Genomic DNA, 26,523 nt, shown 5'->3' with positions numbered 1-26,523 from the left:
CGTTAGCGGCCCCGGATGGTGCTTCCTGAGCGATTGAGGCAGTACACTGGAGACAGTTGTCCCGGCAGGGGAGATCAGCAGCCGTGACCGACGGTCATATACGAGCGGGCGAGAGCCCGGCTTCTCGTCGTGTGCCCGTGGTCGGCGCTGACCACATCACCCCTGTCCAGCGTGACACGACTGGAGTGCCAGCCGTGAACGAGGCAGCGCGCACAAACACGAGCGCAGTCGAGAGCAGAAGAGGAGCGGACGCACCCCGTGGCCGACACGAATGACAAGAAGAGCCGGAAAAAGCCAGGTGAGTACGGTGCCGAGTCGATCAGCATCCTCGAAGGACTCGAAGCGGTCCGCAAGAGACCAGGTATGTACATCGGTTCTACCGGTGAGCGGGGCCTGCACCACCTGATCTGGGAGGTCGTCGACAACTCCGTCGACGAGGCGATGGCCGGCTACGCCAGCAAGGTCGACGTGACGTTGCTCGAGGACGGCGGCGTCGAGGTCGTCGATGACGGTCGCGGTATCCCGACCAGCATGCACGCGACCGGTGTCCCCACCGTCGAAGTTGTCATGACGCAGCTACACGCGGGCGGCAAGTTCGATTCCGACGCGTACGCCGTCTCCGGTGGTCTGCACGGTGTCGGTATCTCTGTGGTCAACGCGCTCTCGACCAAGGTCGAGTTGGAGATCAACTACGGCGGCTACCACTGGGAGCAGACGTACAACTACGCCAAGCCCGGTCCGCTGGTCCAGGGCGCGGCGACGCGCAAGACGGGCACGACGGTCAGGTTCTGGGCCGACCCGGAGATCTTCGAGACCACCACATACAGCGCCGAGACCGTTGCGCGCCGTCTGCAGGAGATGGCGTTCCTCAACAAGGGCCTCACCATCACGCTGACCGACCGGCGGCCGCAGACGGCTGCGGCCGATGCCGTCGTCGAAGGTGACGAAGACACCGCCGAGAAGCCGAAGACCGCCGAGGAAGAGGCGGTGGCTCCCGCAGTCACGAAGCCGCGCACGCGCACCTATCACTACCCCGACGGCCTGATCGACTACATCAAGCACCTCAACCGCACCAAGACGCCGATCCACCAGTCGGTCATCGGTTTCACGGCCAAGGGCACCGGTCACGAGGTCGAGATCGCGATGCAGTGGAACTCGGGATACTCCGAGTCGGTGCACACCTTCGCGAACACGATCAACACCCACGAGGGCGGTACGCACGAAGAAGGCTTCCGCGCGGCGCTGACCTCGACGGTCAACAAGTACGCGCTCGACAAGAAGCTTCTCAAGGAGAAGGACGGCAAACTCAGCGGCGACGATATCCGCGAGGGTTTGGCAGCTGTCATCTCCGTCAAGGTCGCCGATCCGCAGTTCGAGGGTCAGACCAAGACCAAGCTCGGTAACACCGAGGTCAAGAGCTTTGTGCAGAAGACGTGCAACGAGCATCTCGGTCACTGGTTCGAGGCCAACCCGGCTGAAGCCAAGATCATCGTGAAGAAGGCCGTCGACTCCGCGCAGGCCCGCCTCGCGGCTCGCAAGGCGCGAGAGTTGGTGCGCCGCAAGACCGCAACTGATATCGGTGGCCTGCCCGGCAAGCTTGCCGACTGTCGCAGCAACGACCCCACCAAGTGTGAGGTCTACATCGTGGAGGGCGACTCCGCCGGTGGCTCGGCCAAATCCGGCCGCGACTCGATGTACCAGGCGATCCTGCCGATCCGCGGCAAGATCATCAACGTCGAGAAGGCCCGCATCGACCGCGTCCTCAAGAACACCGAGGTCCAGTCGATCATCACCGCGTTCGGCACCGGTATTCACGACGAGTTCGACCTCGCCAAGCTGCGCTATCACAAGATCGTGCTGATGGCCGACGCCGACGTTGACGGCCAACACATTTCGACGCTGCTGCTGACGTTGCTGTTCCGCTTCATGAAGCCGCTGATCGAGAACGGTCACGTCTACCTGGCACAGCCGCCGCTCTACAAGCTCAAGTGGCAGAAGCGCGAACCCGAATTCGCATACTCCGACCGTGAACGCGACGGACTGCTCGAGGCTGGACGGGCCGCGGGCTGGAAGATCAACACCGACGACGGCATCCAGCGCTACAAGGGCCTCGGCGAGATGAACGCGAAGGAACTCTGGGAAACCACAATGGATCCCGCTGTTCGCGTGCTCCGCCAGGTGACCCTCGACGACGCCGCCGCGGCTGACGAACTCTTCTCCGTGTTGATGGGCGAGGATGTGGCCGCACGCCGCAGCTTCATCGCCCGCAACGCGAAAGACGTTCGCTTCCTTGACGTCTGATCTCTCACGAATCGAAAAGGATACTGATGACTGACACCACACTCCCGCCAAACGGGGGAGCGGGCGATCGCATCGAACCGGTCGATCTCGGCCAGGAGATGCAGAACAGCTACATCGACTACGCGATGAGCGTCATCGTCGGTCGTGCCCTCCCCGAGGTGCGCGACGGACTGAAGCCCGTGCACCGCCGACTTCTCTACGCGTCCTACGACGCCGGGTTCCGTCCCGACCGCGGCTACGTGAAATCCGCGAAACCCGTTGCGGAGACGATGGGTAACTACCATCCCCACGGCGACAGCGCGATCTACGACGCCCTGGTGCGCCTCGCGCAGCCGTGGTCGATGCGCTACCCGCTCATCGACGGTCAGGGCAACTTCGGTTCGCGCGGCAACGACGGCGCGGCCGCCATGCGTTACACCGAGGCACGCCTCACGCCGCTCGCAATGGAGATGCTGCGCGACATCGACGAGGAGACAGTCGATTTCACGCCCAACTACGACGGCAAGACCAACGAGCCGACGGTGCTGCCCGCGCGTATCCCCAACCTGTTGATCAACGGGTCGGGCGGTATCGCCGTCGGTATGGCCACCAACATCCCGCCGCACAATCTCAATGAGGTTGCCGACGCGGTGTTCTGGGCATTGGAGAATCCAGAGGCCGACGAGGAGACCATGCTCGCGGCGTGCATGGAGTTCGTGAAGGGACCCGACTTCCCCACGGCCGCACTGATTGTCGGCAGCCAGGGTATCCGCGATGCCTACACGACCGGCCGCGGCAGCATCCGTATGCGCAGCGTCGTCGACATCGAGGAGAACAAGGGCACCACCACCCTCGTCGTCACCGAACTGCCGTACCAGGTCAACCCCGACAACCTGATCGCGTCGATCGCCGAACAGGTCAATGAGGGAAAACTCAAGGGCATCAGTCGAATCGAGGACCAGTCCTCCGACCGCGACGGCATGCGCATCGTCGTCACACTGCGCCGCGACGCCGTCGCCAAGGTCGTGCTGAACAACCTCTACAAGCACAGCCAGTTGCAGACCAGTTTCGGCGCCAACATGCTCTCGATCGTCGACGGCGTGCCGCGCACCCTGCGGCTCGACCAGATGATCCGCTACTACGTCGCCCACCAGATCGACGTCATCGTGCGTCGTACGCGGTACCGGTTGCGCAAGGCCGAAGAGCGCGCACACATTCTGCGCGGTCTCGTGAAAGCCCTTGACGCACTTGACGAAGTGATCGCGTTGATCCGTGCGTCGGCCAACACCGACGCGGCGCGACAGGGCCTCATCGGTCTCCTCGACATCGACGAGATCCAGGCCGACGCCATTCTCGCGATGCAGCTGCGTCGCCTGTCTGCACTCGAGCGCCAGAAGATCGTCGACGAGTTGGCCGAGATCGAGCTGGAGATCGCCGACCTCAAGGACATCCTCGAGAAGCCTGAGCGTCAGCGCGCCATTGTGCGTGACGAGCTCAAGGTGGTCGTCGAGAAGTTCGGCGATGAGCGTCGAACGAAGATCATCGCGGCAGACGGCGACGTCGCCGACGAGGATCTCATCGCGCGCGAAGACGTCGTCGTCACCATCACCGAGACCGGATACGCCAAGCGCACGAAGACCGACCTCTACCGCAGTCAGCGGCGTGGCGGCAAGGGTGTGCAGGGTGCCGGGCTCAAGCAGGACGACATCGTCAAGCACTTCTTCGTGAGCTCCACCCACGACTGGATCCTGTTCTTCACGACCAAGGGCCGCGTCTACCGTGCCAAGGCGTACGAGCTTCCCGAGGCCAACCGCACCGCGCGGGGCCAGCACGTCGCCAACCTGCTGGCATTCCAGCCGGAGGAGCGGATCGCCCAGGTCATCCAGCTGAAGACCTATCAGGACGCGCCGTATCTGGTGCTCGCCACCCGCAACGGCCTGGTGAAGAAGTCCAAGCTCGAAGACTTCGACTCCAACCGGTCCGGCGGAATCGCGGCGATCAACCTTCGCGGCGAGGACGAACTGGTCGGCGCGCAGCTGTGCAGCTCCGACGACGACCTGCTGCTCGTCTCCCAGAAGGGCCAGTCGATCCGGTTCCACGCCGACGACGAGACGCTGCGCCCGATGGGACGCCAGACCTCCGGCGTCCAGGGCATGCGCTTCAACGGCGACGACGAGTTGCTGTCGCTCAACGTCGTGCGTGAGGGCACCTACCTCCTGGTCGCGACGTCGGGCGGCTACGCCAAGCGCACTCCGATGGACGACTACCCGGTTCAGGGTCGCGGCGGCAAGGGCGTGCTGACCATTCAGCACGACCGCAGGCGCGGCGAACTGATCGGCGCGATCATCGTCGACGACGATTCGGAGCTGTACGCGATCACCTCGGGCGGCGGAGTCATCCGCACGGCCGCCAAGCAGGTCCGCAAGGCGGGGCGCCAGACCAAGGGTGTCCGTCTGATGAACCTCGACGAGGGAACCACCCTGATCGCCATCGCACGCAACGCCGACGAGCCCGACGTCGAGGCTGCCGAGTAGCCCCAAGGGTCTCGGCGCAACAGTCCCGACCCCACGGCGGTCGCTTCAGCCAGTGGGAGCGGTTCAACCGTTAGTGTGGTGTGCAACGCCAGCCCGCGTCGTTGTGGCTGGGAGTGCACGCGTTATGGAGTGAGGGAACACGAGTGAGCACACCGAACGACCCGGACGACAAGAAGTCGACGACCGGCCGGCCCTCGGGCCCAACCGACTCCGGTAACTCCGGGGATCCGGCGCGGTCGTCCGGTCCGGGTCCTTCGGGTGCTCAAACTTCAGGGTCAGACCAGGTGACCCACCCGATGCAGCAGAAGAATCCGAACCCGGTCGGGGCTCCCAAGCAGGGTGGCCTCGTGCCGCCGTGGCAGCGCGGTGGCGTGCCGCCGCAGGCCCCTAACGGCCAGAACGGCCCGGCGCCTCAGGGCGGCCCGCAGCAGAACGGCAAAGCCGGTCCGCCGCCGAATGGGACCAGCGGCCCGCCGCCGAATGGGACGAGCGGTCCGCCGCCCAGCGGAAAGGGCGGCCCGCCGCCGCGGGGCATGGTGACGTCCGAACCGGCCGGGGGACAGGCGCCTGTCACCAAACTCGACAGTCCCGCCCGCCCTGACGGTCCATCTCGTTCATCCGCGTCGTCGACGCCTGTGGGAGGCGGCTCGGGTGCGCGTACCGGATTCGTCGAGTCACCTACGCGGACGATCGTGCGTGACCCCTCCGAGGACGAGCAACTGCCCGACCTCGACCAGATCCACCACACCGCAGAGGTCCGCCAGTCCGCTGAGGTGGCCCCTGTGGCGGCTCCGCGCTCGGCACCGGCTCAGGTCGGTCCTGCGACGGCGCTGCGTGCCGCTGTGCAGATCCGCCGGATCGATCCGTGGGCGACGTTCAAGATCTCCGCTGTACTCGCCGTCGTCGGATTCTTCATCTGGATGATCGCCGTCGCCGTCCTGTACCTGGTCCTCGACGGCATGGGCGTCTGGGACCAGATCAACAGTTCGTTCGGCACGCTCGTCACCGCTGACGGGTCGTCGAGTGAGGGCGACGTGATCGGCGCAGGCACGATCTTCGGCTACGCCGTGCTGCTCGGCGCGATCAACGCGATCCTCCTGACCGCCATCGCCACCATCGGCGCGTACATCTACAACCTCTGCGCCGACCTCGTCGGCGGCGCCGAGGTCACGCTGGGCGATCTGGACTAGCTGGTCGCGCCGACGGTCCGCTGGTCGAGCTTGTCGAGACCACTGTGGCAGGCTCTGCTCGCTGGTCGAGCCGCACCCGTTGGTCGAGTTGACCCCCGCTGGTCGAGCCGTCCGTCCGCTGGTCGAGCTCACCGCCGTTGGTCGAGCTTGTCGAGACCACTCCGGCGAGCCGCCCTCGCTGGTCGAGCCGAGCCGCACCCGCCGGTCGAGCCGCACCCGCTGGTCGAGTTGACCCCCGCTGGTCGAGTTGACTCCCGCTGGTCGAGCTTGTCGAGACCACCTCTGACCAGCCGTTTTGGTTGTTGACGACCTCGTCGGGTAACCTCAATCCTCGGTTCACGGGCCTATAGCTCAGGCGGTTAGAGCGCTTCGCTGATAACGAAGAGGTCGGAGGTTCAAGTCCTCCTAGGCCCACTGCGAGTGGTTGTTCGTCAGCCCGTTTCGCAACCCGTCGGTCGTGTTTCGACGCCCGGCACGGGGCCTTAGCTCAGTTGGTAGAGCGCTGCCTTTGCAAGGCAGATGTCAGGAGTTCGAATCTCCTAGGCTCCACAAGCAAGTACTTCACGGCCGCTCTTGTCCGCCACTCGGACCGCGCACAGCGCGTCGACCACATTCCCCCCGTAAGGCTCCGACGCCGTGTCCGGCAGTATGCGGTCTCTCGGCGCAGTTTCTCGCGGAAGAGTCCACCTGCCGCGCAGAAGCTAGGGGAAAGAATCTTTCCTCGGGTCCCGTACCTTTCCTCGAGTTGTTGCTGGGGGAAGGGCAAGAAGCGCGGGGAAGAGTTCCGCGAAGGCGCTGAAACTAGGGGAAGAAGCGCCGCGACGTGCAGAAACTAGGGGAAAAGTCCGCCTGCTGCACAGTTTCTCGCGGAAGAGTTCACCTGCCGCGCAATTTGTGGGGGAAGAGTCCGCCGGCCGCGCAGAACCTAGCGGAATGAACGCTTCCCCTAGTTTCGGTTTCTCGCGGACTGCCCGTCGGCCGCGGATACGGCGATAAGCCGCCCCGCCGCGTCGCGCAGAAACAACCGGAAGACGCCGAAGCACCCTGACCCAGGCCAACAACCGTAACGCGCACCCTCAGGCCCCAGGCCGACTCACGACCTACACCTCACAACACGCCTCGATGCGCCGTCGCGGCGACGCTGCGCTGCGTACTCTCTCCACATGCACATCGAGGATGTCTTCTCCGGGGTCGCAGTGGCGTTCGAGGCGATCGGTGCGCTGACGATGGTGCTCGGGTTCATCATGTCGCTGATACTGGCCGGTCGAGCGCTCCGACGCGGTGAGGGAGGCGAAACCGCCTACTCGACGCTGCGCAACACCCTCGGTGCCGCGATCCTGCTGGGCCTCGAGGTACTCGTGGCAGCGGACTTGATCCGCACGATCACGTCCAAGCCGTCGATCGAGGACGCGCTGATCCTCGGGATCATCGTCTTGATTCGAACTGTGCTGTCGATGTCGATTCAGATCGAGATCGAGGGCGTCGTCCCGTGGAAGCGTGCACTGCTGACGAGCGGCGCTTCCCTGGCCGGCAGAGAAATAGCGCGCGACGCGGCCGCACAGACCGCGTCACGCGCTACTAACAACGACTGATTAAAGCCGCGCTGCCGCGTACTGCGCGGCCTGGACGTTCATGCCGTTCACGGCGTACAGCACGTGCAGACCGTTCGGCTGACCCACTGGAGCGCCGTCGCACACGACGTCGCCCGGGATGCAGTAGGTGACGGTCTTGGGCTTGTACCGCGGTCCGACGTTCATCTCAGGTGCCCCGATGTCGCGGATCCAGCGGTCCGACGGGGGAGCGAAGAGCACGACGGCTTTGACGCGGGGTTCCACCTCGGCAGGCATGGCCTTGGGGGCCTGCGACGCGTACTCGGCATAGCGCGCGGGAACGGCGATTCCGCTGTTTGCTGCGTAGGCCGCAACCGCGCCGCCCTGGGAGTAGCCGCCGAGAACGATTCCTGTGTTCGGGCATCGCGCCGCGGTGGCCTTGATGTGATCCTGCGCATCTGTGATGCCTGCAACCACGTTGCGGACAAACGCCACGCGGTTGTTGAAGTTGTTGCTGGCGGGGTAGTCGACGCCATAAACCGCCACCGACTTGCCCGGCAGCTGCGCCCTCAGTGCCTGCGCAAAGGACAATCCCGTGAGCCCGACGGGCGGCGCGGTTTCTGCCGTTCCACGAGCGAACACCACCTCGACGTCGGGGCACGACGCCGCAGATGCGTGCGGTGCTGCAGCGAGGACACCGCCGGCAGCGACGACGAGCGAACCCGCCAGGAGCGCTATCCAACGGGCGGCACTGTTCAGAGGCGAGATGCGACGATCACGCCCGGAGCGTGGACGCGGAAAGGCGAGCTTCGGCATGGAGTTCCTTTGCGGAGTCGTGCGCCGGCAGACGTCGATCACAGCCGACTGTGGACGAGAGTACCCACGGTATTCGTCCATTGTGGCCACTCGGATGGGTCTCAGTTCACACCTATTCACAAATCCGCGGAATCAATTTGCGCGCCGGTAGGAGACCGACTGCGCCAACAGGCAGCCCGTCAGAAGACGAAGATGAACAAGTAGACCAGCAGCGCGACGATCGCCACTGCGACCCACACCCAGCCGAGGCGGATCGCTGCCGTCGCGAACGGCATGCCGTACTGGGGTCGGGAGCGGATCTCATCGCGTGCGCGGTAGCCGAGATAGATGCCGATCGGCGACGTGATACCTAGTAGCGACAACACGAATGCCCAGATCGCCGTGCGGTTCATCGTCGTCGTCGACGATGCCGGTGCTGCAGTCCGAGGCGGTGCCACGGGCTCCTCCTGGTCTTCGACGCGGGAACCGATGCCTTTTCGGTTCGACGGTTCTTTCACAGCCGAGTATGCCTGCGTCGCCGACGCCTCGGCCGGGCCCACCGGTTGAGCGTCGCGCGAAGGCGTGTTGGCGGGGACGTCGCGACGCGGCGGGACGAACACCCGTTCTCCGCTCCGTGCGTATTCGCTTGCGCCGGAAAGACTTTCGGTTGGTGGCGGCGTCGTGCCCGTTCTTCCGACTGGGTCACCGGCGCGCGGGGGAGGACCGCCCGGCGCGCCGATCGGAGCCCTACGTCCCGGCGGTGGCACCGGCGCCCCTGGGCGTTGCGGCGGCACGGGTCCCTGTCCTGGCGGCCTTCCCGACGACTGTCCGGTTCCCGGGCCGGGCTGCGCGCCGGGTGCTGGCGGGCGTTGCGGCGGGGCGCCGACCTGCCATCCCGGTCGCGGACCGGTGTTTGGTGGAAGCGGCCTGTTGCCCTGTGAGGGTGCCGGGCCGTTCCCCGTGGCTGGACGCGGGGGCGGCGGCCTGTTCCCGGTAAACGTAGGGTTGGCGCCGGCCGGGCCGGGACCCGTTCCGTGCTGGTCGTGCGGGTTGCTGCGCAGGGCAGGGCCCCCGTCACGAGGGCCGGTGCCGACATCGCGAGGGCCAGGCCCGACGTTCCGCGGAGCGGGTCCGGCATTCCGCGGCACTTGGCCGCTGTCGCGCGGTGCAGGGCCGTTCTCGCGCGGGGCAGGAGCGCTGTCGCGCTTAATAGGCCCGTTGTCGCGGCCCGAAGGCGCGCCGCCGCGTGCGTCCGGACGCACCGACCAGCCCGATGACGGTCCGTTCGCGCGCTCCCACGGCGCGGAGGCCGGGGCCACGCTGTCACGCGCGGGTCGTGATTCCGAGTCTGTTGTCGGCTGCGACGGCCTGTCGGCAGCCGCTGCGTCGTCCTTCGACAGGGGAAACCACCCCGATGCTCGGTTCACGCCCGACTCGCTGTCGGCGTCGTCGGATCGGGTGTCGTCGGAGTTCACGGGTCCAAATTACCTGCACCGGTGTCCCGAGACCGCATGGACCGTCGACTACGTGACCTTCCCGACGGGCTATCCGGCCTCGGGGCCAGCGGTGATCGTCGTCGGCAATTCATCGATCCGAGGAACCGTTGCCGAGATCGGCGGCGGCTCCTGCCGACTCCGACGGAGTACGACGACGACGGCTGCCGCGACGGCCGATACCAGCGCGAGTCCCCCTGCGATGGCGAGCACCTGCTTCTTCTGCATGTGCACAGCGTGCCAGTTCGCTGCGGGCGGATGCCACTTCTGACACCTACCGGCGCTGAGGTGGTTGTATGGAGGGCGTGAGTATTGAAACGCAGACCGCGACCATCCACACCAACCGCGGTGACATCGTTGTCGACCTGTTCGGAAATCACGCACCCAAGACCGTTGCCAACTTCACCGGCCTCGCCGATGGCAGCAAGGAGTACAGCGAGCCCAACGCTTCCGGAGGCAACTCCGGACCGTTCTTCGACGGCTCGGTGTTCCACCGCGTCATCGAGGGCTTCATGATCCAGGGCGGCGATCCGACGGGCACCGGCCGCGGTGGCCCCGGATACCGCTTCGAGGACGAGTTCCACCCGGAGCTCTCCTTCGACCGTCCGTACCTCCTCGCGATGGCAAACGCCGGACCGGGAACCAACGGATCACAGTTCTTCATCACCGTCGGACCGACGCCGCACCTCAACCGTCGCCACACCATTTTCGGTGAGGTGACCGATCCCGCATCGCAGCAGGTTGTCGACGCTATTGCGACGACCTCCACCGACCGCGCCGACCGTCCGCTCGACCCGGTCGTCATCGAGAAGATCGAGATCAACTGAACACACCGCAGCAACCGACGCGCGCGTCGCAGGTCTGCTACCGGCACCCCGATCGCCCGACCCTGCTCTCTTGCAGCAGGTGCGGGCGTTCGGCGTGTCCGGAGTGCCTCACCCCGGCCGCCGTCGGGCAACACTGCGTCGAATGTCGCGGCGACGACGGGTCGCGGCGCGCGGCGTCGAGCGTCGAAACCGCACAGATCTCGACGCCGACGGCCACGCGCAATACCCCGATCGGCACCTATGCGCTGATCGCCGTCAACGTCGTGATCTTCGCGCTCTGCGTGATCCAGGCAAAGTCGTTCGACGCCGGGCTCGCGCCTCTCTTCCAGCACGGCGACCTCGTCAGAGCCGACGTCGCCAACGGCGAGTACTGGCGACTTCTCACCGCGGGTTTTCTCCACTTCACCGTGATGCACATCGCGCTGAACATGATTTCGCTCTACATCCTCGGCCGTGACCTCGAGACAGCACTCGGACACAGTCGCTACCTGATGGTCTACTTCATCGCTCTTTTCGGCGGAAGCGCCGCGGTGATGCTGTTCGAGGCGGGCAACGTCCGCAGTGCCGGGGCCTCCGGCGCGATCTACGGACTCATGGGCGCAATGCTCGTGATCGTCCTCAAGGCCAGAATTTCCCCGACCGGAGTCATCACGATCATCGTGATCAACCTGGTCTTCTCGGTGACGATGCCCGGGATCTCGCTGGCCGCCCACATGGGTGGTCTTGTCTTCGGTGCCGCCGCGACGGCCGCTGTCATCTACCTTCCCGCTCGGCTTCTGCCGGACGAGTCGCGTACCCAGCACAACGCTTCGCGAGTGGGGTGGATCGCGCTGATCGTGCTGCTCATCGTTGCGATCGCGCTCGGCATCATCGCCGGAAGCTCGAGGTCGGGTCTGCTCTGAGCAGGCTTCCACGACACCCGCAATCGATAGCTCAGTTAGTTGTCCACAGGAGTTACCCACAGTGGGGATGAATTACACACATGTAATTCGGCCTCGCGACGTAGTTCGACGGTGTTCGAGACGAGTCAGCCGTCGACGTCGAACCCGGCCTGACGCAACTGCACCGCGACGTCGGAGGGTGCGGCGCCGAGATCCCAGCGGCCGAAGACGTAGAGCTTGGTGTCGAGTCTTAGACCGTCCGATTGATCTGTCGGGGCGGCGTCGTCGGGGATCACGTCGATCTCGAGCTGCCCGCTACGACGTCCGATGCGGCGGATGTTGAGCACCTTGATCTGATCGACCTGTGCGGGTGTGCAGTCACGCGTGCCCGATAGCGTCCGGATGTGGAGGACTGGGCCGGGACTGACTGCGAGGCGCGGTCGAATCGCCCACGCGTACGCGCCGAACGCCAGCAGCAGCACGCCTGCGACGACCATCAGGACCATGCCGGCGGGATCCGACGCCGCGATCACGCCAAGGATCACGAGAAGTAGGCCGCCGACCAGCAGTGCGGCGGCAGCAGGTCGCGGCGTCGACCATTCGCCTGTGGACAAGTCGGAACGGTTATCCACAGCAGTTACTCACAGTGGGGATGAATTACACACATGTGATTAACGGCTGTGGATGATTGTCCGAGCCTGTTGTCGCAGGTCAGCGCCATCTCATGGTCATCAGAAGGCCGACGACCATCAGGGCGAAGCCGATCAGGAAGTTCCACGATCCGAGGTTGGCCATCCAGTGGAGAACCTGGCCCTCGCCGCCGTAGGTGGTCGAGCTCGCAGCAAGGTAGTAGACGATCAGCCATGCGAGGCCGAGGAGCATCAGACCGAGCATGACGCCCACGTAGATGCTGCTGGAGGGACCGGTCTTGACCTTGACCGGCGTGCGCGACGCCGGGTTGATCGTGTAATCGGTCTTCTTCCGGACTTTAGACTTCGGCATGACTTCCTCTGTTGGGTGCAGATCACTCGCCTTACACGGTATCTCACCTGGTCGCCGCGTCCGACCCCGCTCGCTGGTCGAGCTGCCCCGCTGGTCGAGCTGCCCCGCTGGTCGAGCTGCCCCGCTGGTCGAGCTGCCCCGCTGGTCGAGCTGCACCCGCTGGTCGAGCTTGTCGAGACCCCGTTGGTGATTTCGACTCGGCTGCTCGCTCCGCTCGCGGCCGGCTCAATCAGCGGGAAGGGCCCATCCGCTGGTCGAGCCTGTCGAGACCACGGCGGCCGAGCTGCACCCGCTGGCCGAGCTGCACCCGCTGGTCGAGCTTGTCGAGACCACCCCGCGGCGCCCCGAGTAACCTGAGCCTGTGAATACGCCCGCCGTCGACGGATCCGCGCAGCCCCTGGGCCGCGTGCTCGTCATCGACAACTACGACAGCTTCGTCTACAACCTGGTCCAATACCTCGGTCAACTAGGCAGCCCAGCCGGCCTCGACGTCACGGTGTGGCGCAACGACGACCCGGTCCTCTCCGACGCCGACGGCGAGTTCACCACGGAATCACTGCGTCGAGCTGTCGAAGGATTCGACGCCGTGCTGCTCAGCCCAGGCCCCGGCACCCCGCAGCGCGCGGGCGCGACCATCCCGCTGGTGCGGCTCGCGGCGTCGGACGAAATCCCGCTGCTCGGGGTCTGCCTCGGACACCAGGCGATCGGCGCAGCTTTCGGCGCGACGGTCGACCGCGCACCGGAACTCCTGCACGGCAAGACGTCGCAGGTCATCCACGATGACGACGGAGTCCTGGCCGGACTGCCGGATCCGTTCACCGCGACGCGCTATCACTCGCTCACCGTGCTCCCCGAGACCATCCCCGACGAACTCGTCGTGACCGGGCGCACCGACACGGGCATCGTCATGGCCATGCGCCACCGCGACCTGCCCATCCACGGCGTCCAGTTCCACCCGGAAAGCGTTCTCACCCAGGGCGGACACCGGATGCTGGCCAACTGGCTCGCCGTCGCGGGCATCAAGGTCGACCCCGGTCTGGTCGACGCGCTCGAACAGGAGATGGCCGCCGCGCTGGGCTGACGGGCGAGCCTGGGCCGACCCCTGCAGGAACCGACCGCTCGAGCCCTAGTTCGGCAACAGGCTGAGCTGCCCGACGGTCACCGTGACGGCGTCGTTGCGGCTCAGTTGCGAGCCGGCGGCAGGCTGCTGGTCGATGATCTTGCCGATGTCCGGACTGCCCAGCGGCACGCCTTTCGTCGACTGTGTGAGCGTCGAATCCGACCATCCGCGCGACTGCAGCGTCGAGCGTGCCTGCTCGGGTGTTAGACCGCGCAGGTCGGGCATCGTGAACTGGTTGCCGCGCGAGACTGTCACCTGAACCGTGCTGCCCTCGTCAACCGATGTTCCGGCGGACGGGGACGAGCTGATGATCTCGCCGACAGGCCGATCAGAGTCACCCTGCACGACGACCATCTTCAGATTCGATTGCTCGAGCAGCGTGCGGGCCTGGTCCTCACGCATACCGACGACGTCGCGCACGGTCACCTGGCGAGGCCCGGACCCGACGTGCAGCACGACCGGGCTGTTGACCGCGGCGTTGGTTCCGGACGCGGGCGTCGTGCTCACGACCTTGCCGTCGAGTGCGGCCGTCGAATCGACCTCGTCGGTCCGGATGTTGGTGAATCCGAGCACCTTCAGCGCGTCGGTCGCCTCCTCCGGTGTCTTGCCCTGCATCGACGGCATCTGATGCCGTGGAGGCCCGGACGACACGTACAGCGTCACCTCGGAGCCGTCGGGTGCCAGTACGTTCGCGCCCGGCGCCGACCTGGTGGCCGTCCCGGCCTTGACGTCGAGGCTCGGTTCCTGGAGCTGTTTGACCTTGAACCCCGCACGCAGCAGGTTGCTCTCGGCGTCTTGCGACGACAAGCCGCTCACCGACGGCACCGCGATCTGCCGCGCACTCTCCGACGCCCACGGAGCCCACCACAGCAGCAGTCCTGCCAGCAGCAGCACCACGAGCGCGGCCGATCCCAGGACCAGTCCGCGGGACCGGCGTCGAATAGGGGTGTTGTCACTGGAGCGTCGAGGAGCGTTGCCGTCCGAACCGCCGGAGCCGTCGCCGCCGCCACCCCCGGTGCCGCCACCGTCCGAGCCGCGCGCCGCGCGTCGAGGACCGGTGTCGAGGAACTCCGTACGATCCTCGTCGGTCAGCAGCAGCGGAGCCGACGGGCGGCCACCCGCGAGCACGCGGATCAGGTCGGCGCGCAGTTCGGCGGCCGACTGATACCGGTTCTCCTTGTTCTTGCTCATCGCCTTGAGCACGACGGAGTCGAGCTCGCGCGGGATCTCCGGTCGGATCGACGACGGCCAGGGCGGGTCCTCGTGGACGTGTTGATGGGCGACGGCGACGGGCGAATCACCCGTGAACGGCGGCTCGCCGGTCATCAACTCGAACAGCACGCAGCCCATCGAGTAGATGTCACTGCGCGGATCGACCTTGATGCCGCGCGCCTGCTCCGGCGACAGGTACTGGGCGGTGCCCATCACGGTCGACGTCTGCGTCATCGTCGACGTCGAGTCGCTGATGGCTCTGGCGATGCCGAAGTCCATCACCTTGACCGCGCCGGCCTTGTCGATCATGACGTTGGCGGGCTTCATGTCGCGGTGCACGATCCCGTTGCGGTGGCTGAAGTCCATGGCCGCGGCGACGTCGGCCATCCACGTCATGGCCTGCCGCGGAGACACCGGACCGTTGGCGCGCAACACATCCCGCAGTGTCTCGCCGTCGACGTACTCCATCACGATGAACGGCAGCGGCCCGTCGGGTGTCTCGGATTCGCCGGTGTCGAAGACCTGGACGATCGTCGGGTGATTGAGCTTCGCGGCGTTCTGCGCCTCGCGTCGGAAGCGGAGGTAGAACGACGGATCACGTGCGAGGTCGGCACGCAGCACCTTGATCGCGACGTCCCTGTTGAGCAGGAGGTCGCGAGCGAAGTGCACCTCCGACATCCCTCCGAAACCGAGCGTCTCGCCCAGTTCGTAGCGGTCGGAGAGGTGGTGCGGGGTCGCTGTCATCGGCTCGGCAGACAGAAGGGCGGACAGAACTGTCCGGTCACGGTGGGTGCACCGGAGTCGCCATCGGTTGTGGTCGGCTCCTCGGTCTCCTGTTGGGTCGTCTCTTCTTCGGTCGTCGGTCGCTCGGTGGTGGTCGGACGACGCGTCGTCGTGGTCTGCTCGCGCGTCGTCGTCTCAGGTTCTTGCTGTTCGGCAGTGGTCGGGACAGCGGTCGTGGTCTGCGTGACCGTCGTCGACGGCGTCGGCGTCTCCGACGATCCCGAATCCAGGTTCGCCAGCCAGAAGCCGATCAGTCCGATGGCGCCGAGCAGCAGGACTCCCGCGATACCCGCGAGCACCTTTTGGCCGGTGGTCCACCCGTTGTTGTTGTTCGACGGAGGCGTCGACGACGTCTGCGGGTACGAGGTTTGACCGTACGAGGACTGCGGATATGAGGTCTGGCCGTACGCCGTCGGGGCCCGACCGGTTCCCTGCGTCGCGCTGCGTGCGGTCCCCGTGGGCGGCACACCGCTCGTCATCGCGCGGGTCGCGCCGGTGCCGCGTGCGAGCGCGGCTCCACCCGCGGCGCCCGCCGCAGCGGCTCCGGCAGCACCGATGGCTCCGGTGCCGCCAGGGGTAGGAGGTCGACGTCCCGCACGCACCGCGGCCACGGCGTCGGCGAACTCGCCACCGTTGGCATAGCGCTGCTTGGGATCCTTCGACAACGTGATGTCGATCAGCTCGCGCACCGACGCAGGCACGTTCGCAGGCAGAGGCGGCGGGGTCTCGCGGATGTGCTTCATGGCGACGGTGATCGCGCCATCACCAAGGAATGGTCGGCGCCCCGTCAGCGCCTCGTATCCGACGACGCCGAGCGAATAGACATCCGACGCCGCGGTCGCCTCGTCACCGGTGGCCTGTTCGGGCGAGATGTACTGGGCCGTGCCCATCACCATGCCGGTCTGGGTGACCGGTGCGGCGTCGACCGCCTTAGCGATGCCGAAGTCGGTGATCTTCACCTGGCCCGCGGGCGTGATGAGGATGTTGCCGGGCTTGACGTCGCGGTGCACGAGGCCTGCGGTGTGCGCGGCCTGCAGCGCGCGACCGGTCTGCTCGAGCATGTCGAGCGTGTTGGTCAGCGACAGCCGTCCGAGTCGTGAGATGACAGAGTTCAGCGGCTCGCCGTCGACGAGTTCCATCACCAGATAGGCCAGAGGGCCGCCACCTGCGCGGTCGGGCGTCTCGCCGTAGTCGAAGACGTTCGCGATGCCGGGGTTGTTCAGCTTGGCCGTCGTCTGCGCCTCGGTGCGGAAGCGAGCGGTGAACTCGGGGTCGTCGGAATACTCGGCCTTGAGCACCTTGACCGCGACACGACGGTTCAGTCGCGTGTCGACGGCCTCCCAGACCTGTCCCATGCCGCCGGTCGCGATGAGCCGGGTCAGGCGATAACGGTCGGCGATGATCGTGCCGTTCTGCAGGCTCATCGTCCACCTCCCACCAGTGAGTTGATCACAGCTCGTCCAATCGGTGCGGCGACGGTTCCGCCGACCGAGTTCACACCGTAGTCGCCGTTCTCCACGATCACGGCGACAGCGATCTGCGGATTCGACGACGGTCCGAACGCGATGTACCAGGAGTACGGGGTCTCCGAGTCGCCACCTGCGCTCGTGTCGGAGTGCTCGGCCGTGCCGGTCTTCGACGCGATCGACACCGGGCCGCCCGCTCCCGCGGTTGCCCGTTCCGACTCGACCATCATGCTTGTCAGCGTGGCCGCCTGGTCGGAGGTGATCGGTTCGTTAATCGTTGTCGGCTGAGTTGTGCTCAGCGTGCGCAGATCTGCCGATTGCAGTTTATCCACCAGATAGGGCTGCATCCGCACCCCACCGTTGGCGACGGTCGCTGCGATCATCGCGTTCTCCAGCGGGGTCAGGCGCACGTCACGCTGTCCGATCGCCGACTGCGCCAGCGCGGCGCGGTCGGGGATCTCGCCGACGGTCGATTGCGCGACCGGCATCGGAATCTCCGGTCCGGCTTCGTCGAGGCCGAAGCGTCGAGCGGTGTCTTTGAAATTCGACGTCGCGTTGGGCATCTTGTTCGTCACGAGGTCGGCGAAGGCGGTATTGCACGAGTACTTCAACGCCGTGACCATCGAGACAGTGCCGCCGGACGATTCCGGGCATGTCTCGCCGCCGTAGTTGGGTAGCGAGATCGTGGTGTCGGGCAGCGGGAACTGCGACGCCGCGGTGAGGCGCACGTCGGGCGACACCCCTGCCCGCAGCGCCGCCGCCGAGGTGACCACCTTGAACGTCGACCCCGGCGGGTAGAGCTGGTTGATCGCGCGGTTGAGCATCGGCTCCGAACCGTTGGGGTCGTTCCACGACGACCAGGCCGTCTCGCGCACCGACTGGTCGTGGCTGGCGAGCTTGTTCGGGTCGTAGCTGGGCGTCGACACCATCGCGAGGATCTTGCCGGTGTTCGGCGCGATCGCGACGACCGCACCGCGACAACCGCCGCTGCAGCCGTTGCGCATCTGGTTGTAGGCCACGCGCTGCAGACGGGGATTGATCGTCGTCACGACGTTGCCGCCACGCGGATCCCGCCCGGAGAACATGTCGGTGAAGCGCTGCCCGAAGAGCCGGTCGTCGCTTCCGGAGAGAAACGAGTTCTCGTAGCGCTCGACCTCGGTGCTGCCGTACTGGTACGAGAAGTAGCCGGTCACCGGCGCGAACGCCTCGGCACCCTCGGGTGGGTAGCTGCGCAGGAACTTCAGCCTGCTGTCCGTGGGCACCGACACCGCGACGACCTCGCCGCCTGCGGTGATCGCACCGCGCTGGCGCGAGTACTCGTCGAGCAGCACGCGGTTGTTGCGCGGGTCGGATTTCAGGGCGTCGGCCTTGAAGACCTGAACGTAGGTGGCGTTGGCGAGCAACACGATGATCATCACGATGACCACCATCGACACCCGGCGGATCGGAGCGTTCATGGTTGCCGCACCGCCTGTGTCGGCAGCGACTCGATGGGCTTCGGCGTGGGCCGACGCTTCGTCGGGTCGGGTTCGCGCGCGGCATTGGACACGCGGATCAGTAGCGCGAGAAGGATGTAGTTCGCCAGCAACGACGACCCGCCGTACGACACGAACGGCGTCGTGAGACCGGTCAGCGGGATGAGCTTGGTGACGCCACCGACGACGACGAAGATCTGCACGGCCATCGTGAATGAAAGGCCGGTTGCCAGCAGTTTGCCGAAGCTGTCGCGGACTGCGACGCCCGTGCGCAGACCGCGCATCACGAAGATCAGGTAGAGCATCATCACGGCGGTGAGCCCGACAAGGCCGAGCTCCTCACCGATGGTCGCGATGATGAAGTCGGTATTGGCGAACGGAACGATGTTGGGGCGCCCGGAGCCGAGTCCGGTGCCGAACAGCCCGCCGGTAGCGAGCCCGAAGAGGCTCTGTCCCACTTGATAACCGGTGGTGTCGAAGGTGGCGAAGGGGTCTTGCCACACCTGAACGCGCACCTGCAGATGCGGGAACAACTGGTACGCGAGTACCGCCCCCGCGACGAAAAGGGTGACACCGATCGCCACCCAGCCCGCTCTGCCGGTGGCCACGTAGAGCATCGCGAGGATCGTCGAGAAGATCAGTAGCGGCCCGCCGAGGTCGTTCTCGAGGGCGAAGATGCCGATGGTCACCAACCACGCGATCAGCAGTGGTCCGAGGTCGCGTGCGCGCGGTAGGTCCATGCCCAGGAAGTGCTTGCCCGCCGTCGTGAACAGGTCGCGCTTGGAGACCAGCAACGCCGCGGTGAAGATGATGATCAGGATCTTGGAAAACTCGCCGGGCTGAATGTTGAAGAGAGGGGTGCGAATCCAGTTCTTCGACCCGTTGATCTCCGACATCGACGACGGCAGGATCGCCGGGATCGCCAGGAAGATCACGCCGCCGAGGCCGAGTGTGTACGCGTAGCGCGAGAGCGTCCGGTGATCGCGGATGAAGATCAGGATCATTGCGAACGCGATGATGCCGAGCAGCGCCCATAACAGCTGCTGATCGGCGTTGTTGGTCTGCTCGGTCGGGCTGATCTCTTCGCCGCGCGGACCTGACCCGAGGTCGAGTCGATGGATCAGCACGAGCCCGATTCCGTTGAGCGCGGCCACAATTGGCAGCAGCACCGGATCGGCGTGGGGCGCGTACCGCCGCACGACGAGGTGTGCGATCGCGAACAGCACCGTGTAGGCGGCGACGTACTTGAGAAGATCCCACGTCAACGATTGACCCTGAGCGGCCTGCACGATGATCAAGGCGATCGTCACCACACCGATCGCGAAGATCAACAGGATCATCTCGACGGTGCGCCCGGTCTGGCGGGCCGGTTCACGCGGCGGCGCGTGCTGCGCTTGCGGATTCGACGGCTGCGACATCTACGGTTCCCGACACGGTCCGTCGTCGAACTGAGGCTGCGCAGGCGTCGAGGCGGAGGGGGCAGGCGTCGACGACGGCGCCGGACTCGACGGCTCGGCGACCGGCGGCAGTGTGAACCGCGCGGGGAGTGCGGTGTTCGGAGCGGGGCTCGCGGGAGGCGGAGTGCCGGGTGTCGGGGCTCCGGGTGTCGCGCCCGGTGCCGGTGTGGGCTCGGTGGTGCTCGGCGCGGGTTGGCACAGGGGCAGGAAGGTGAGTCGACGCACCCGGTTGCGGGCGTCGTCGAGGTCGACCTTGCTCACCCCGTACGTGCGCACGGTGTTCACGCTTGCCGAGTCGAGGTCGGAGAGGCTCAGCTGGCGGCACTCGTCCTTGCTGTCGACCGACTGGAAACTCACGGTCGGGGCGTCGGTCGCGACGTTGGTGACGCAGACCTTCTCCGACGCCTTGCTCGACGAGAAGAAGAGGATCTTGTCGGGCGAGCCCTGGAAGATGGTGACCTTGCCGTTGTCCTCACCGACGTAATACGTGCTGCGCAACAGTCCGCGCGTGAGGAAGAAACCAGCGATCAGCGCGGCGATGACCAGCGCCACAATGCCTGCGAATATCCAACGACCCCAACGACTTCGACGCTGCGCGGGTTCGTTGTCGTCATCGGTGAGGATCGTCGGGCGCTGGGGTGCGGCTGCCGGTGGACGCAGTGCTGCGGCTCTACCTGCTGCGGTCTTGGGGTCGGGCGTGTAGTTCTGCTCGGAGTCGTCGCCGGCCGCACCGCCGACGATGGGTCGCGACTCGCCGTACTGCGTGTCGACGACGTCGGCCAGCACGACGCTGACGTTGTCGGGGCCGCCGCCGCGCAGCGCGAGTTCGATGAGGCGGTCGGCGCACTCCTTCTCGTCGTCGATGGAGCCGAGCGTCTCGGAGATGGTCTCCTCGCTCACCACGTCGGAGAGTCCGTCGCTGCACAGCAGGTACCGATCGCCAGCGCGTGCCTCGCGGATCGTGAGAGTCGGCTCGACCTCGGTGCCGGTCAACGCGCGCATGATGAGCGAGCGTTGCGGATGGGTGTGTGCCTGTTCGGCGGTGATGCGACCTTCGTCGACCAGCGTCTGGACGAATGTGTCGTCGCGTGTGATCTGGGTCAGCTCGCCATCGCGGAAGAGGTAGCCGCGGGAGTCCCCGATGTGTGCGAGGCCGATCCTGCTGCCCGCGAACAGGATCGCGGTCAGCGTGGTGCCCATGCCGTCGAGGTCGGGGGAGCGTTCTACCTGTGCGGCGATGGCCGCGTTGCCGCGGTGGGTTGCGCGGTCGAGGGCGGCGAGCAGATCGCCGCCGGGCTCGTCGTCGTCGAGTGTGCGCAGCGCCTGGATGACCAACTGGCTGGCCACCTCGCCCGCCGCGTGTCCGCCCATGCCATCGGCGAGTGCGAGTAGTCGGGGACCGGCGTAGAACGAGTCTTCGTTGTTCGCGCGGACCAACCCACGATCGCTCCGCGCGATGTAGCGCAACACCAGTGTCACGGGCGCAACTCGATCACGGTCTTACCGATACGGATCGGCGTGCTCAACGGGACGCGCACGGCTGTGGTCACCTTCGAACGGTCGAGGTAGGTGCCGTTCGTCGATCCGAGGTCTTCGACGTACCAGTCGTCGCCGCGGCGCGAGAGCCGTGCGTGGCGTTCCGACGCGTAGTCGTCGGTGAGGACCAGCGTCGAATCGTCGGCTCGGCCGATCAGGACCGGCTGCTGACCCAGCGTGATGCGTGTATTCGCCAGAGCGCCGTGCGTGACGACCAGATAGCGCGCCGAGCCCTTGGCCGTCGCAGATTTTCGACGACGCCGGTCGGCTCCGGTGTAGCGGGAGAGGCGCGAGCCCGACGCAGTGGCGATATCGGCGCGCAGGGTGCGGATGACCGCGTAGACGAACAACCAGAGGAGGACCAGAAACCCGATACGGGTCAACTGCAGAACCAAGCCCTGCATCTAAGTCCTCACCTCCCCACGCATCCGTCACTACAAAGTACGTCCGTATGCCGACGCCTCGCGCGCGACAACGGATCCCGACTGCATCTTATGGGCCAGAGTCCCGATCACCGTCATTCGAAAGTGACAGTTGTGTATCGACGCCCGGCGTCATCAGACGATGCCACGGGCGTCGATCCGGCTAACTGGCAGGTGCAGCGGCCTTACTGGAACCGGACGGTGATGTCCGAATGACCGATGCGGATGCGGTCGCCGTCGGCGAGCTCCCAGCTGTTGACCTGGACGTCGTTGACGGTCGTTCCGTTGGTGGAGTTGAGATCGGTGAGCATCGCGGTGCTGCCGTCCCAGCGGATCTCGACGTGGCGACGCGACACGCCGGTGTCGGGCAGGCGGAACTGTGCGTCCTGGCCGCGACCGATGACGTTGGAGCCCTCACGCAACTGGAAGGTGCGGTTGCTGCCGTCCTCGAGGAGCAGCGTGATCGCGGCGGGTGCATAGCCACCGGGGTGTCCGTAGCCCTGGTCGTACCCATAGCCGGGCTGCTGTGCGTAACCCTGCTCATATCCCTGCTGGCCATAGCCCTGGTCGTAACCCTGCTGCGGGTAGCCCTGGGCGTAGTCGTAGTCCTGCTGGCCGTAGCCGGGCTGCTGTGCGTAGCCCTGGCCGTAGCCGGGCTGCTGTGCGTAGCCCTGGTCGTAGCCGGGCTGCTGGGCGTAACCCTGCTGCTCGTAGCCCTGCTCGTATCCGTAGCCGGGCTGCTGGCCCTGCGCCGGGTAGTAGCCGCCCTGCTGGCCGTAGCCCGGAGCCTGCTCGTAGCCCTGTCCGTATCCGCCCTGCTGGTAGTCGTAGCCCTGCTGGGCGTACTCCTGGCCGTGTTCCTGCTGGCCCTGGCCGTAGCCCCGGGCGTCGTCGTAAGCGGGTTCTGCGCCTCGCCGCTGGTCGTAACCGGGATTCTGCGTCATGGCTGGGACTCCTACTTGTTGTGGTGCGTGTGGTTGTGGGGGCGGACCGGAAGTCGGCGGCTGGGCTTGCGGCCCCGGGGGCCGACCACGTGCGGCCCGCGGTGGTTCTGAAGCATCGTTACCCGCGCCTGGAGCGGATCCGACCGGACGCGGGCTCGCATCCGGATCGACCCGACCACGGGCACGGAAGATACCGGTGTGCAACGACGGCGATTGGTCGAACTCTACGACGACCTTTCCATACGTCTGCCATCCGTTGTCGGCGATGAAGTTTTCCAGGTGCTTGGAGAACGTCTTGCGGTTCAACTCGTACTCAGTGGCGATGTGCTGGTGGTCGGTCGGGCTGAACAACAACGAGTAGCTGTTAGCCGCCAGCACCGTGCCGTCGCCGAGGCTCTCCAACGACTCCTCGGCCTCGCGCTGCAGGCCGTTCTCGATCTCCTGCGGAGCAACCTGACCACCGAAAACGCGCGCAAAGCCGTCGTCGACGGCCCCCTCGAGCTTGCGCTCGAATCGTTGCAGGATTCCCATCGTCGACCTCCCTTCGCAGCCATGGTGGCGTGTCGTCGTGCAAGTGACCTTGATTGATGATACCGATACTTACGGCTAACACCGTCTCAGATCAACCGCCGCAGCTTCAACTATGGCTTCAGGGTCGAGCCCACACCCGCTGGTCGAGCTTGTCGAGACCACTCGCTGCCCGAGCCCGCCCTCGCCGGTCGAGCCTCGCTCCGCTGGTCGAGCTTGTCGAGACCACCACGCGCGCTGGTCGAGCTTGATCTCGCTGGTCGAGCGCCACTGTCGCTGGTCGAGCTTGTCGAGACCACCTCGCACGCTGGTCGAGCCCCACCCCGCTGGTCGAGCCCGTCGAGACCACCCGCCCGCCCGGGTTTTACATCGGCGCCGCATTGTTGCTATCGTTCTCCAGTCGTCGAGCTACCCAGTTCGGCGGCATGCCCGCCGATTCCGGCGGCCACGGGCGAGTGGCGGAATGGCAGACGCGCTGGCTTCAGGTGCCAGTGTCCTTCGGGACGTGGGGGTTCAAGTCCCCCTTCGCCCACCAAAGAGCAGTTCGACACAAAACCACAGACTATAGGCCACAGTCGTTCCGACTGTGGCCTGGGATTTTGTGGTGGCAACGGCGCCTTGATTGCGACGGACCGTATCTGGGGACTCCGCTCTGATGAGTCCCCAACACGAGGTTGATCGCTGGCAGACGCAGGCCATTCGCGTCAAGAGGATCGCGATCGGATTGAACCGAGGTGCACGCGTAAGCGTCCGATAGGTATGAGCGACCAGTACCGCGCCAACACCTTGCCCTTCGACATCAACTTTCCGCATGGTCGGTCCGTCACGTGTGCGCGAGTCGCCTCTGACCGCTGCCCGCGGGGTTGTGCCCAGTGTGGAACTGTGCGGTCGGCAGTCCGAGCTGTCGATCTTGTGGCGCAGAACATCTCGAAACTGCCGACGGCACTCGACGAAGCGACGGTGACCCACCCTCGGTTCCGGTGAACCGGTCGAACATACTGACGGTAGCCATCCGGTGCGTTCCCTCCACTGGATGTCGAGTGGGACTTAACCCACAGAAGACCCCGCCGGCTGGGCGGCGGTCGATTCAGGCCCGGCCGACCGGTCACCGTCGGCCGTTGCTGACGCGGCTCGGGCCGCTACCCGGCGAATGCGAAGCGCTGCAACAGGATTCCTTCTATCGATGCTATGCCGCCTTGTCAGGCAGACGTGCGGGTTCGACAGAGTTGAGGAGCCACTGCTGGAAGGTGTCGTGACGAAACTGGTAGCCGACGCCACTGACTCGCAGTAGCCCGGCTCGCCGCGCCCAATCCAGAAACACCGCGGGGCAAGCAGCAGATACTCCTGTCACCCGGAATTCGATACACGTTGCTGCGTAATACCAGGTCGTACTAAGCGATGCGAGTCCGAGTGGGAGCCCGAAGGCGAGACCGAAGGCGAGCCCGAACGCGAACCCGAACACGAGCCAGCCCGTGAGCCCGATCACGAGCCCGAACACAATGTCGTCGTGGATAGTCCGCGTCTCGTCCTGACCAAGATGCAGGCGGTCGCGGTCGGTCGTGTCCAGCCCGATCACGAGCCCGAGCGCGAGCCCGAACGCGAGCCCGACCGCGAGTCCGACCGCGAGTCCGACCGCGAGCCCGACCGCGAGCCCGACCGCGAGCGCTCTCGGCCAGCGAGATCGTCCCGGTACCCGCCAGGCTATGCGTTTGGGCTCGCGTAAGGACCCGGCTGCGAGCCCGAACACGAGCCCGCCCGCGAGCCCGCCCGCGAGCCCGAACGCGAGCCCGAACGCGAGCCCGCCCGCGAGCCCGCCCGCGAGCCCGCCAGCGAGCCCAACGATGAGGTTGCGTTGTTTCTGGTGGGCGCCGATCGCGGCGACCTGGTCGAGGGTGAGTGTTGCTTCGGGGGTGCGGTTGAGGTGGTTGGCCAGGGTGGTGAGCCAAGTATGGACGGTGTCGGCTGTGTAGTGCGCGGTTTTCGTGTTGGTCTGGTCGATGTGGGCGACGGCGGTGGGAATGAGGGTGTCGAACAGGGTTGCACGGATCTTGTCTTGGGAGGCGCAGGTGAGAAGTTGGGTGGAGATGTCGGGGGTGTTGTGCAGGGCGTTGGCGGTGAGGGTGAGCAGCCACGGTGTGGACATGGCGTGAGCCAGAGGCCCGTCGGGCTGGTCGATGATGCGGTCGATCACCGCGTCCCAGGGGCCGGCGGGTGCGTTGATGTCGGCGCGGAAGTTGCTGAGGTGGTCGATGACGACCTCAGCGGGGAGCGGCTGCAGTGCGATGGTGGTGGATCCGTGGAGGCCGCCATCTCCGCGCCGGGTTTGCAGTTCGTTGAAGTGTTGGCTGCGGCCGGCGACTACGGCGGGCCGATTGCGCCACGGAGGGCTGTTGAGTGTGTCGAGGGCGGCGTTGGCGTTGGGTGTTGAGGGGTTGTGATGGTCCATTTCGTCGAGGCCGTCGAGGACCGGCAGTATTCGTCCGTCGTCGACGAGTTTGCGGATGACTTTGGCGTTTTGGGCGTAGTCGATCGATAGCCGGTAGGCCAGCCATGCCGTCAGGTCGGTGCCGTCCCAACCGGCGGCGTTGACCCATACCGGGATGGGGGTGCGTGCCCGGGCGGTACCGCGGAGTTGGGCGCGCTGCTCGAGTAGACCGAGGACAAGGTAGATGGATGCGACGGTTTTCCCGGCGCCAGGCGGGCCGAGAAGGACTGCGCGGGCGGGTGATCGGGCGGCGGTGACCGCGGCTGCGAGGTCTTCGAGCGCCGCCGGGTCGGGGGAGTTGTTGAGGCGGGCGTCGATGTTGATCGCGGTGGCTTCGCCAGCGGCGAGCTGGTCGAGGAGTCGTCGTTCGTGGCGATCGACGGCGTCGGCAAGGTCGTCGCCATACGCTTCGGATGAGATTCGGGACGTGTCAGGCCAGAATTTGCGGCGCAGCCAGGAACCACCGAGGGGGTGTCAGATGGTCTGTGTAAGTCCAGTGCTCATCAGTGAGAGGAAGATCTATGAGCATGGCGTTAGACGACA

The 26,523-nt window shown here is 66.0% G+C and carries 20 protein-coding genes and 3 tRNA genes; 11 read left to right on the top strand and 12 right to left on the bottom strand.

Annotated features, from left to right (window positions below):
• Nucleotides 1-258 precede the first annotated feature (258 nt).
• From gyrB to A5785_RS17350, 6 genes are all read left to right on the top strand, one after another.
• Nucleotides 259-2,301, top strand: a complete 2,043-nt coding sequence (gene gyrB, locus A5785_RS17375) for a DNA topoisomerase (ATP-hydrolyzing) subunit B (protein ID WP_064867995.1) — start codon at nt 259-261, stop codon at nt 2,299-2,301.
• 26 nt (nt 2,302-2,327) lie between these two features.
• Nucleotides 2,328-4,814 (top strand): DNA gyrase subunit A, encoded by a 2,487-nt coding sequence (gene gyrA, locus A5785_RS17370; RefSeq protein ID WP_064867992.1) that lies wholly within the window; start codon nt 2,328-2,330, stop codon nt 4,812-4,814.
• A gap of 143 nt (nt 4,815-4,957) precedes the next feature.
• On the top strand, nt 4,958-6,004 hold the full coding sequence (locus tag A5785_RS17365) for a DUF3566 domain-containing protein (protein ID WP_064867989.1): 1,047 nt from the start codon (nt 4,958-4,960) through the stop codon (nt 6,002-6,004).
• Between the two features lie 340 nt (nt 6,005-6,344).
• Nucleotides 6,345-6,418 (top strand) — tRNA-Ile (locus A5785_RS17360).
• Nucleotides 6,419-6,480: 62 nt separating this feature from the next.
• Nucleotides 6,481-6,553, top strand: a tRNA-Ala gene (locus tag A5785_RS17355).
• A gap of 614 nt (nt 6,554-7,167) precedes the next feature.
• Nucleotides 7,168-7,596, top strand: coding sequence for a DUF1622 domain-containing protein (locus A5785_RS17350; RefSeq protein ID WP_064867985.1), 429 nt, complete (start codon nt 7,168-7,170; stop codon nt 7,594-7,596).
• Here the strand turns inward: A5785_RS17350 and A5785_RS17345 are convergent, their stop codons facing one another.
• Both A5785_RS17345 and A5785_RS23785 read right to left on the bottom strand, forming a co-directional pair.
• Entirely contained in the window at nt 7,597-8,370 is a 774-nt protein-coding gene (locus A5785_RS17345) for a cutinase family protein (RefSeq protein WP_197500836.1), read from the bottom strand.
• 179 nt (nt 8,371-8,549) lie between these two features.
• Nucleotides 8,550-8,969 (bottom strand): DUF4190 domain-containing protein, encoded by a 420-nt coding sequence (locus A5785_RS23785; protein ID WP_231894050.1) that lies wholly within the window; start codon nt 8,967-8,969, stop codon nt 8,550-8,552.
• A 466-nt stretch (nt 8,970-9,435) separates the two neighbouring features.
• On the opposite strand from A5785_RS23785, the gene A5785_RS23355 reads away from it, so the two are divergent.
• The 3 genes from A5785_RS23355 (at nt 9,436) to A5785_RS17325 (ending at nt 11,571) form a co-directional block, all read left to right on the top strand.
• Nucleotides 9,436-10,113: a hypothetical protein gene (locus tag A5785_RS23355; RefSeq protein ID WP_156528105.1), complete on the top strand. Its 678-nt coding sequence runs from the start codon at nt 9,436-9,438 to the stop codon at nt 10,111-10,113.
• 25 nt (nt 10,114-10,138) lie between these two features.
• On the top strand, nt 10,139-10,669 hold the full coding sequence (locus tag A5785_RS17330; protein ID WP_082937800.1) for a peptidylprolyl isomerase: 531 nt from the start codon (nt 10,139-10,141) through the stop codon (nt 10,667-10,669).
• A 197-nt stretch (nt 10,670-10,866) separates the two neighbouring features.
• Complete coding sequence (locus A5785_RS17325) at nt 10,867-11,571, top strand: rhomboid family intramembrane serine protease (RefSeq protein ID WP_064867979.1); 705 nt, start codon at nt 10,867-10,869, stop codon at nt 11,569-11,571.
• 125 nt (nt 11,572-11,696) lie between these two features.
• On the opposite strand, the gene A5785_RS17320 is transcribed toward A5785_RS17325, so the two are convergent.
• Both A5785_RS17320 and crgA read right to left on the bottom strand, forming a co-directional pair.
• The gene (locus A5785_RS17320; RefSeq protein WP_064867976.1) at nt 11,697-12,182 is read right to left on the bottom strand and encodes a hypothetical protein; all 486 of its coding nucleotides are present in this window, start codon (nt 12,180-12,182) and stop codon (nt 11,697-11,699) included.
• A gap of 79 nt (nt 12,183-12,261) precedes the next feature.
• Nucleotides 12,262-12,552 (bottom strand): cell division protein CrgA, encoded by a 291-nt coding sequence (gene crgA, locus A5785_RS17315; RefSeq protein ID WP_005205869.1) that lies wholly within the window; start codon nt 12,550-12,552, stop codon nt 12,262-12,264.
• Nucleotides 12,553-12,949: 397 nt separating this feature from the next.
• On the opposite strand from crgA, the gene A5785_RS17310 reads away from it, so the two are divergent.
• A complete protein-coding gene (locus tag A5785_RS17310) occupies nt 12,950-13,633 on the top strand; it encodes an aminodeoxychorismate/anthranilate synthase component II (protein ID WP_064868027.1) in 684 nt (227 codons plus the stop codon).
• A 45-nt stretch (nt 13,634-13,678) separates the two neighbouring features.
• Here A5785_RS17310 and pknB read toward each other — a convergent pair whose 3' ends face one another.
• The 7 genes from pknB to A5785_RS17275 form a co-directional block, all read right to left on the bottom strand.
• Entirely contained in the window at nt 13,679-15,628 is a 1,950-nt protein-coding gene (pknB, locus tag A5785_RS17305; protein ID WP_064867973.1) for a Stk1 family PASTA domain-containing Ser/Thr kinase, read from the bottom strand.
• Complete coding sequence (locus tag A5785_RS17300) at nt 15,625-17,091, bottom strand: protein kinase domain-containing protein (RefSeq protein ID WP_064867970.1); 1,467 nt, start codon at nt 17,089-17,091, stop codon at nt 15,625-15,627. The genes pknB and A5785_RS17300 overlap by 4 nt, the downstream gene beginning before the upstream one ends.
• Nucleotides 17,088-18,590, bottom strand: coding sequence for a peptidoglycan D,D-transpeptidase FtsI family protein (locus tag A5785_RS17295; RefSeq protein ID WP_049699173.1), 1,503 nt, complete (start codon nt 18,588-18,590; stop codon nt 17,088-17,090). Before A5785_RS17295 ends, A5785_RS17300 begins: the two co-directional genes overlap by 4 nt.
• Nucleotides 18,587-20,026 (bottom strand): FtsW/RodA/SpoVE family cell cycle protein, encoded by a 1,440-nt coding sequence (locus A5785_RS17290; protein WP_049699172.1) that lies wholly within the window; start codon nt 20,024-20,026, stop codon nt 18,587-18,589. Before A5785_RS17290 ends, A5785_RS17295 begins: the two co-directional genes overlap by 4 nt.
• The gene (locus A5785_RS17285; protein ID WP_064867967.1) at nt 20,027-21,544 is read right to left on the bottom strand and encodes a PP2C family protein-serine/threonine phosphatase; all 1,518 of its coding nucleotides are present in this window, start codon (nt 21,542-21,544) and stop codon (nt 20,027-20,029) included.
• On the bottom strand, nt 21,541-22,005 hold the full coding sequence (locus tag A5785_RS17280; RefSeq protein WP_064867964.1) for an FHA domain-containing protein FhaB/FipA: 465 nt from the start codon (nt 22,003-22,005) through the stop codon (nt 21,541-21,543). Before A5785_RS17280 ends, A5785_RS17285 begins: the two co-directional genes overlap by 4 nt.
• Before the next feature lie 203 nt (nt 22,006-22,208).
• A complete protein-coding gene (locus A5785_RS17275; protein ID WP_064867961.1) occupies nt 22,209-23,498 on the bottom strand; it encodes an FhaA domain-containing protein in 1,290 nt (429 codons plus the stop codon).
• A 446-nt stretch (nt 23,499-23,944) separates the two neighbouring features.
• Between A5785_RS17275 and A5785_RS17270 the strand changes: the two genes are divergently transcribed.
• Nucleotides 23,945-24,030: transfer RNA gene (locus A5785_RS17270), tRNA-Leu, on the top strand.
• A gap of 651 nt (nt 24,031-24,681) precedes the next feature.
• On the opposite strand, the gene A5785_RS23350 is transcribed toward A5785_RS17270, so the two are convergent.
• The gene (locus A5785_RS23350) at nt 24,682-25,941 is read right to left on the bottom strand and encodes a hypothetical protein (RefSeq protein WP_064867955.1); all 1,260 of its coding nucleotides are present in this window, start codon (nt 25,939-25,941) and stop codon (nt 24,682-24,684) included.
• Between the last annotated feature and the right edge of the window lie 582 nt (nt 25,942-26,523).

The organism is Gordonia sp. 852002-50395_SCH5434458, assembly GCF_001665905.1.
Taxonomy (GTDB): Bacteria; Actinomycetota; Actinomycetes; order Mycobacteriales; family Mycobacteriaceae; genus Gordonia; species Gordonia jacobaea.
Note: the sequence above shows the minus strand (reverse complement) of the source record. Positions and strands in the feature narration are given on the sequence as shown.

What these genes read in the sequence shown, in the direction of transcription:
- A5785_RS17300 (WP_064867970.1), bottom strand. Translation starts at nt 17,091, where the DNA reads ATGAGCCTGCAGAACGGCACGATCATCGCCGACCGTTATCGCCTGACC.
- gyrA (WP_064867992.1), top strand. Translation starts at nt 2,328, where the DNA reads ATGACTGACACCACACTCCCGCCAAACGGGGGAGCGGGCGATCGCATC.
- crgA (WP_005205869.1), bottom strand. Translation starts at nt 12,552, where the DNA reads ATGCCGAAGTCTAAAGTCCGGAAGAAGACCGATTACACGATCAACCCG.
- A5785_RS17280 (WP_064867964.1), bottom strand. Translation starts at nt 22,005, where the DNA reads ATGCAGGGCTTGGTTCTGCAGTTGACCCGTATCGGGTTTCTGGTCCTC.
- A5785_RS17275 (WP_064867961.1), bottom strand. Translation starts at nt 23,498, where the DNA reads ATGGGAATCCTGCAACGATTCGAGCGCAAGCTCGAGGGGGCCGTCGAC.
- A5785_RS17330 (WP_082937800.1), top strand. Translation starts at nt 10,139, where the DNA reads ATGGAGGGCGTGAGTATTGAAACGCAGACCGCGACCATCCACACCAAC.
- pknB (WP_064867973.1), bottom strand. Translation starts at nt 15,628, where the DNA reads ATGACAGCGACCCCGCACCACCTCTCCGACCGCTACGAACTGGGCGAG.
- A5785_RS17290 (WP_049699172.1), bottom strand. Translation starts at nt 20,026, where the DNA reads ATGTCGCAGCCGTCGAATCCGCAAGCGCAGCACGCGCCGCCGCGTGAA.
- A5785_RS23350 (WP_064867955.1), bottom strand. Translation starts at nt 25,941, where the DNA reads ATGGACCATCACAACCCCTCAACACCCAACGCCAACGCCGCCCTCGAC.
- A5785_RS17345 (WP_197500836.1), bottom strand. Translation starts at nt 8,370, where the DNA reads ATGCCGAAGCTCGCCTTTCCGCGTCCACGCTCCGGGCGTGATCGTCGC.
- A5785_RS17295 (WP_049699173.1), bottom strand. Translation starts at nt 18,590, where the DNA reads ATGAACGCTCCGATCCGCCGGGTGTCGATGGTGGTCATCGTGATGATC.
- A5785_RS17350 (WP_064867985.1), top strand. Translation starts at nt 7,168, where the DNA reads ATGCACATCGAGGATGTCTTCTCCGGGGTCGCAGTGGCGTTCGAGGCG.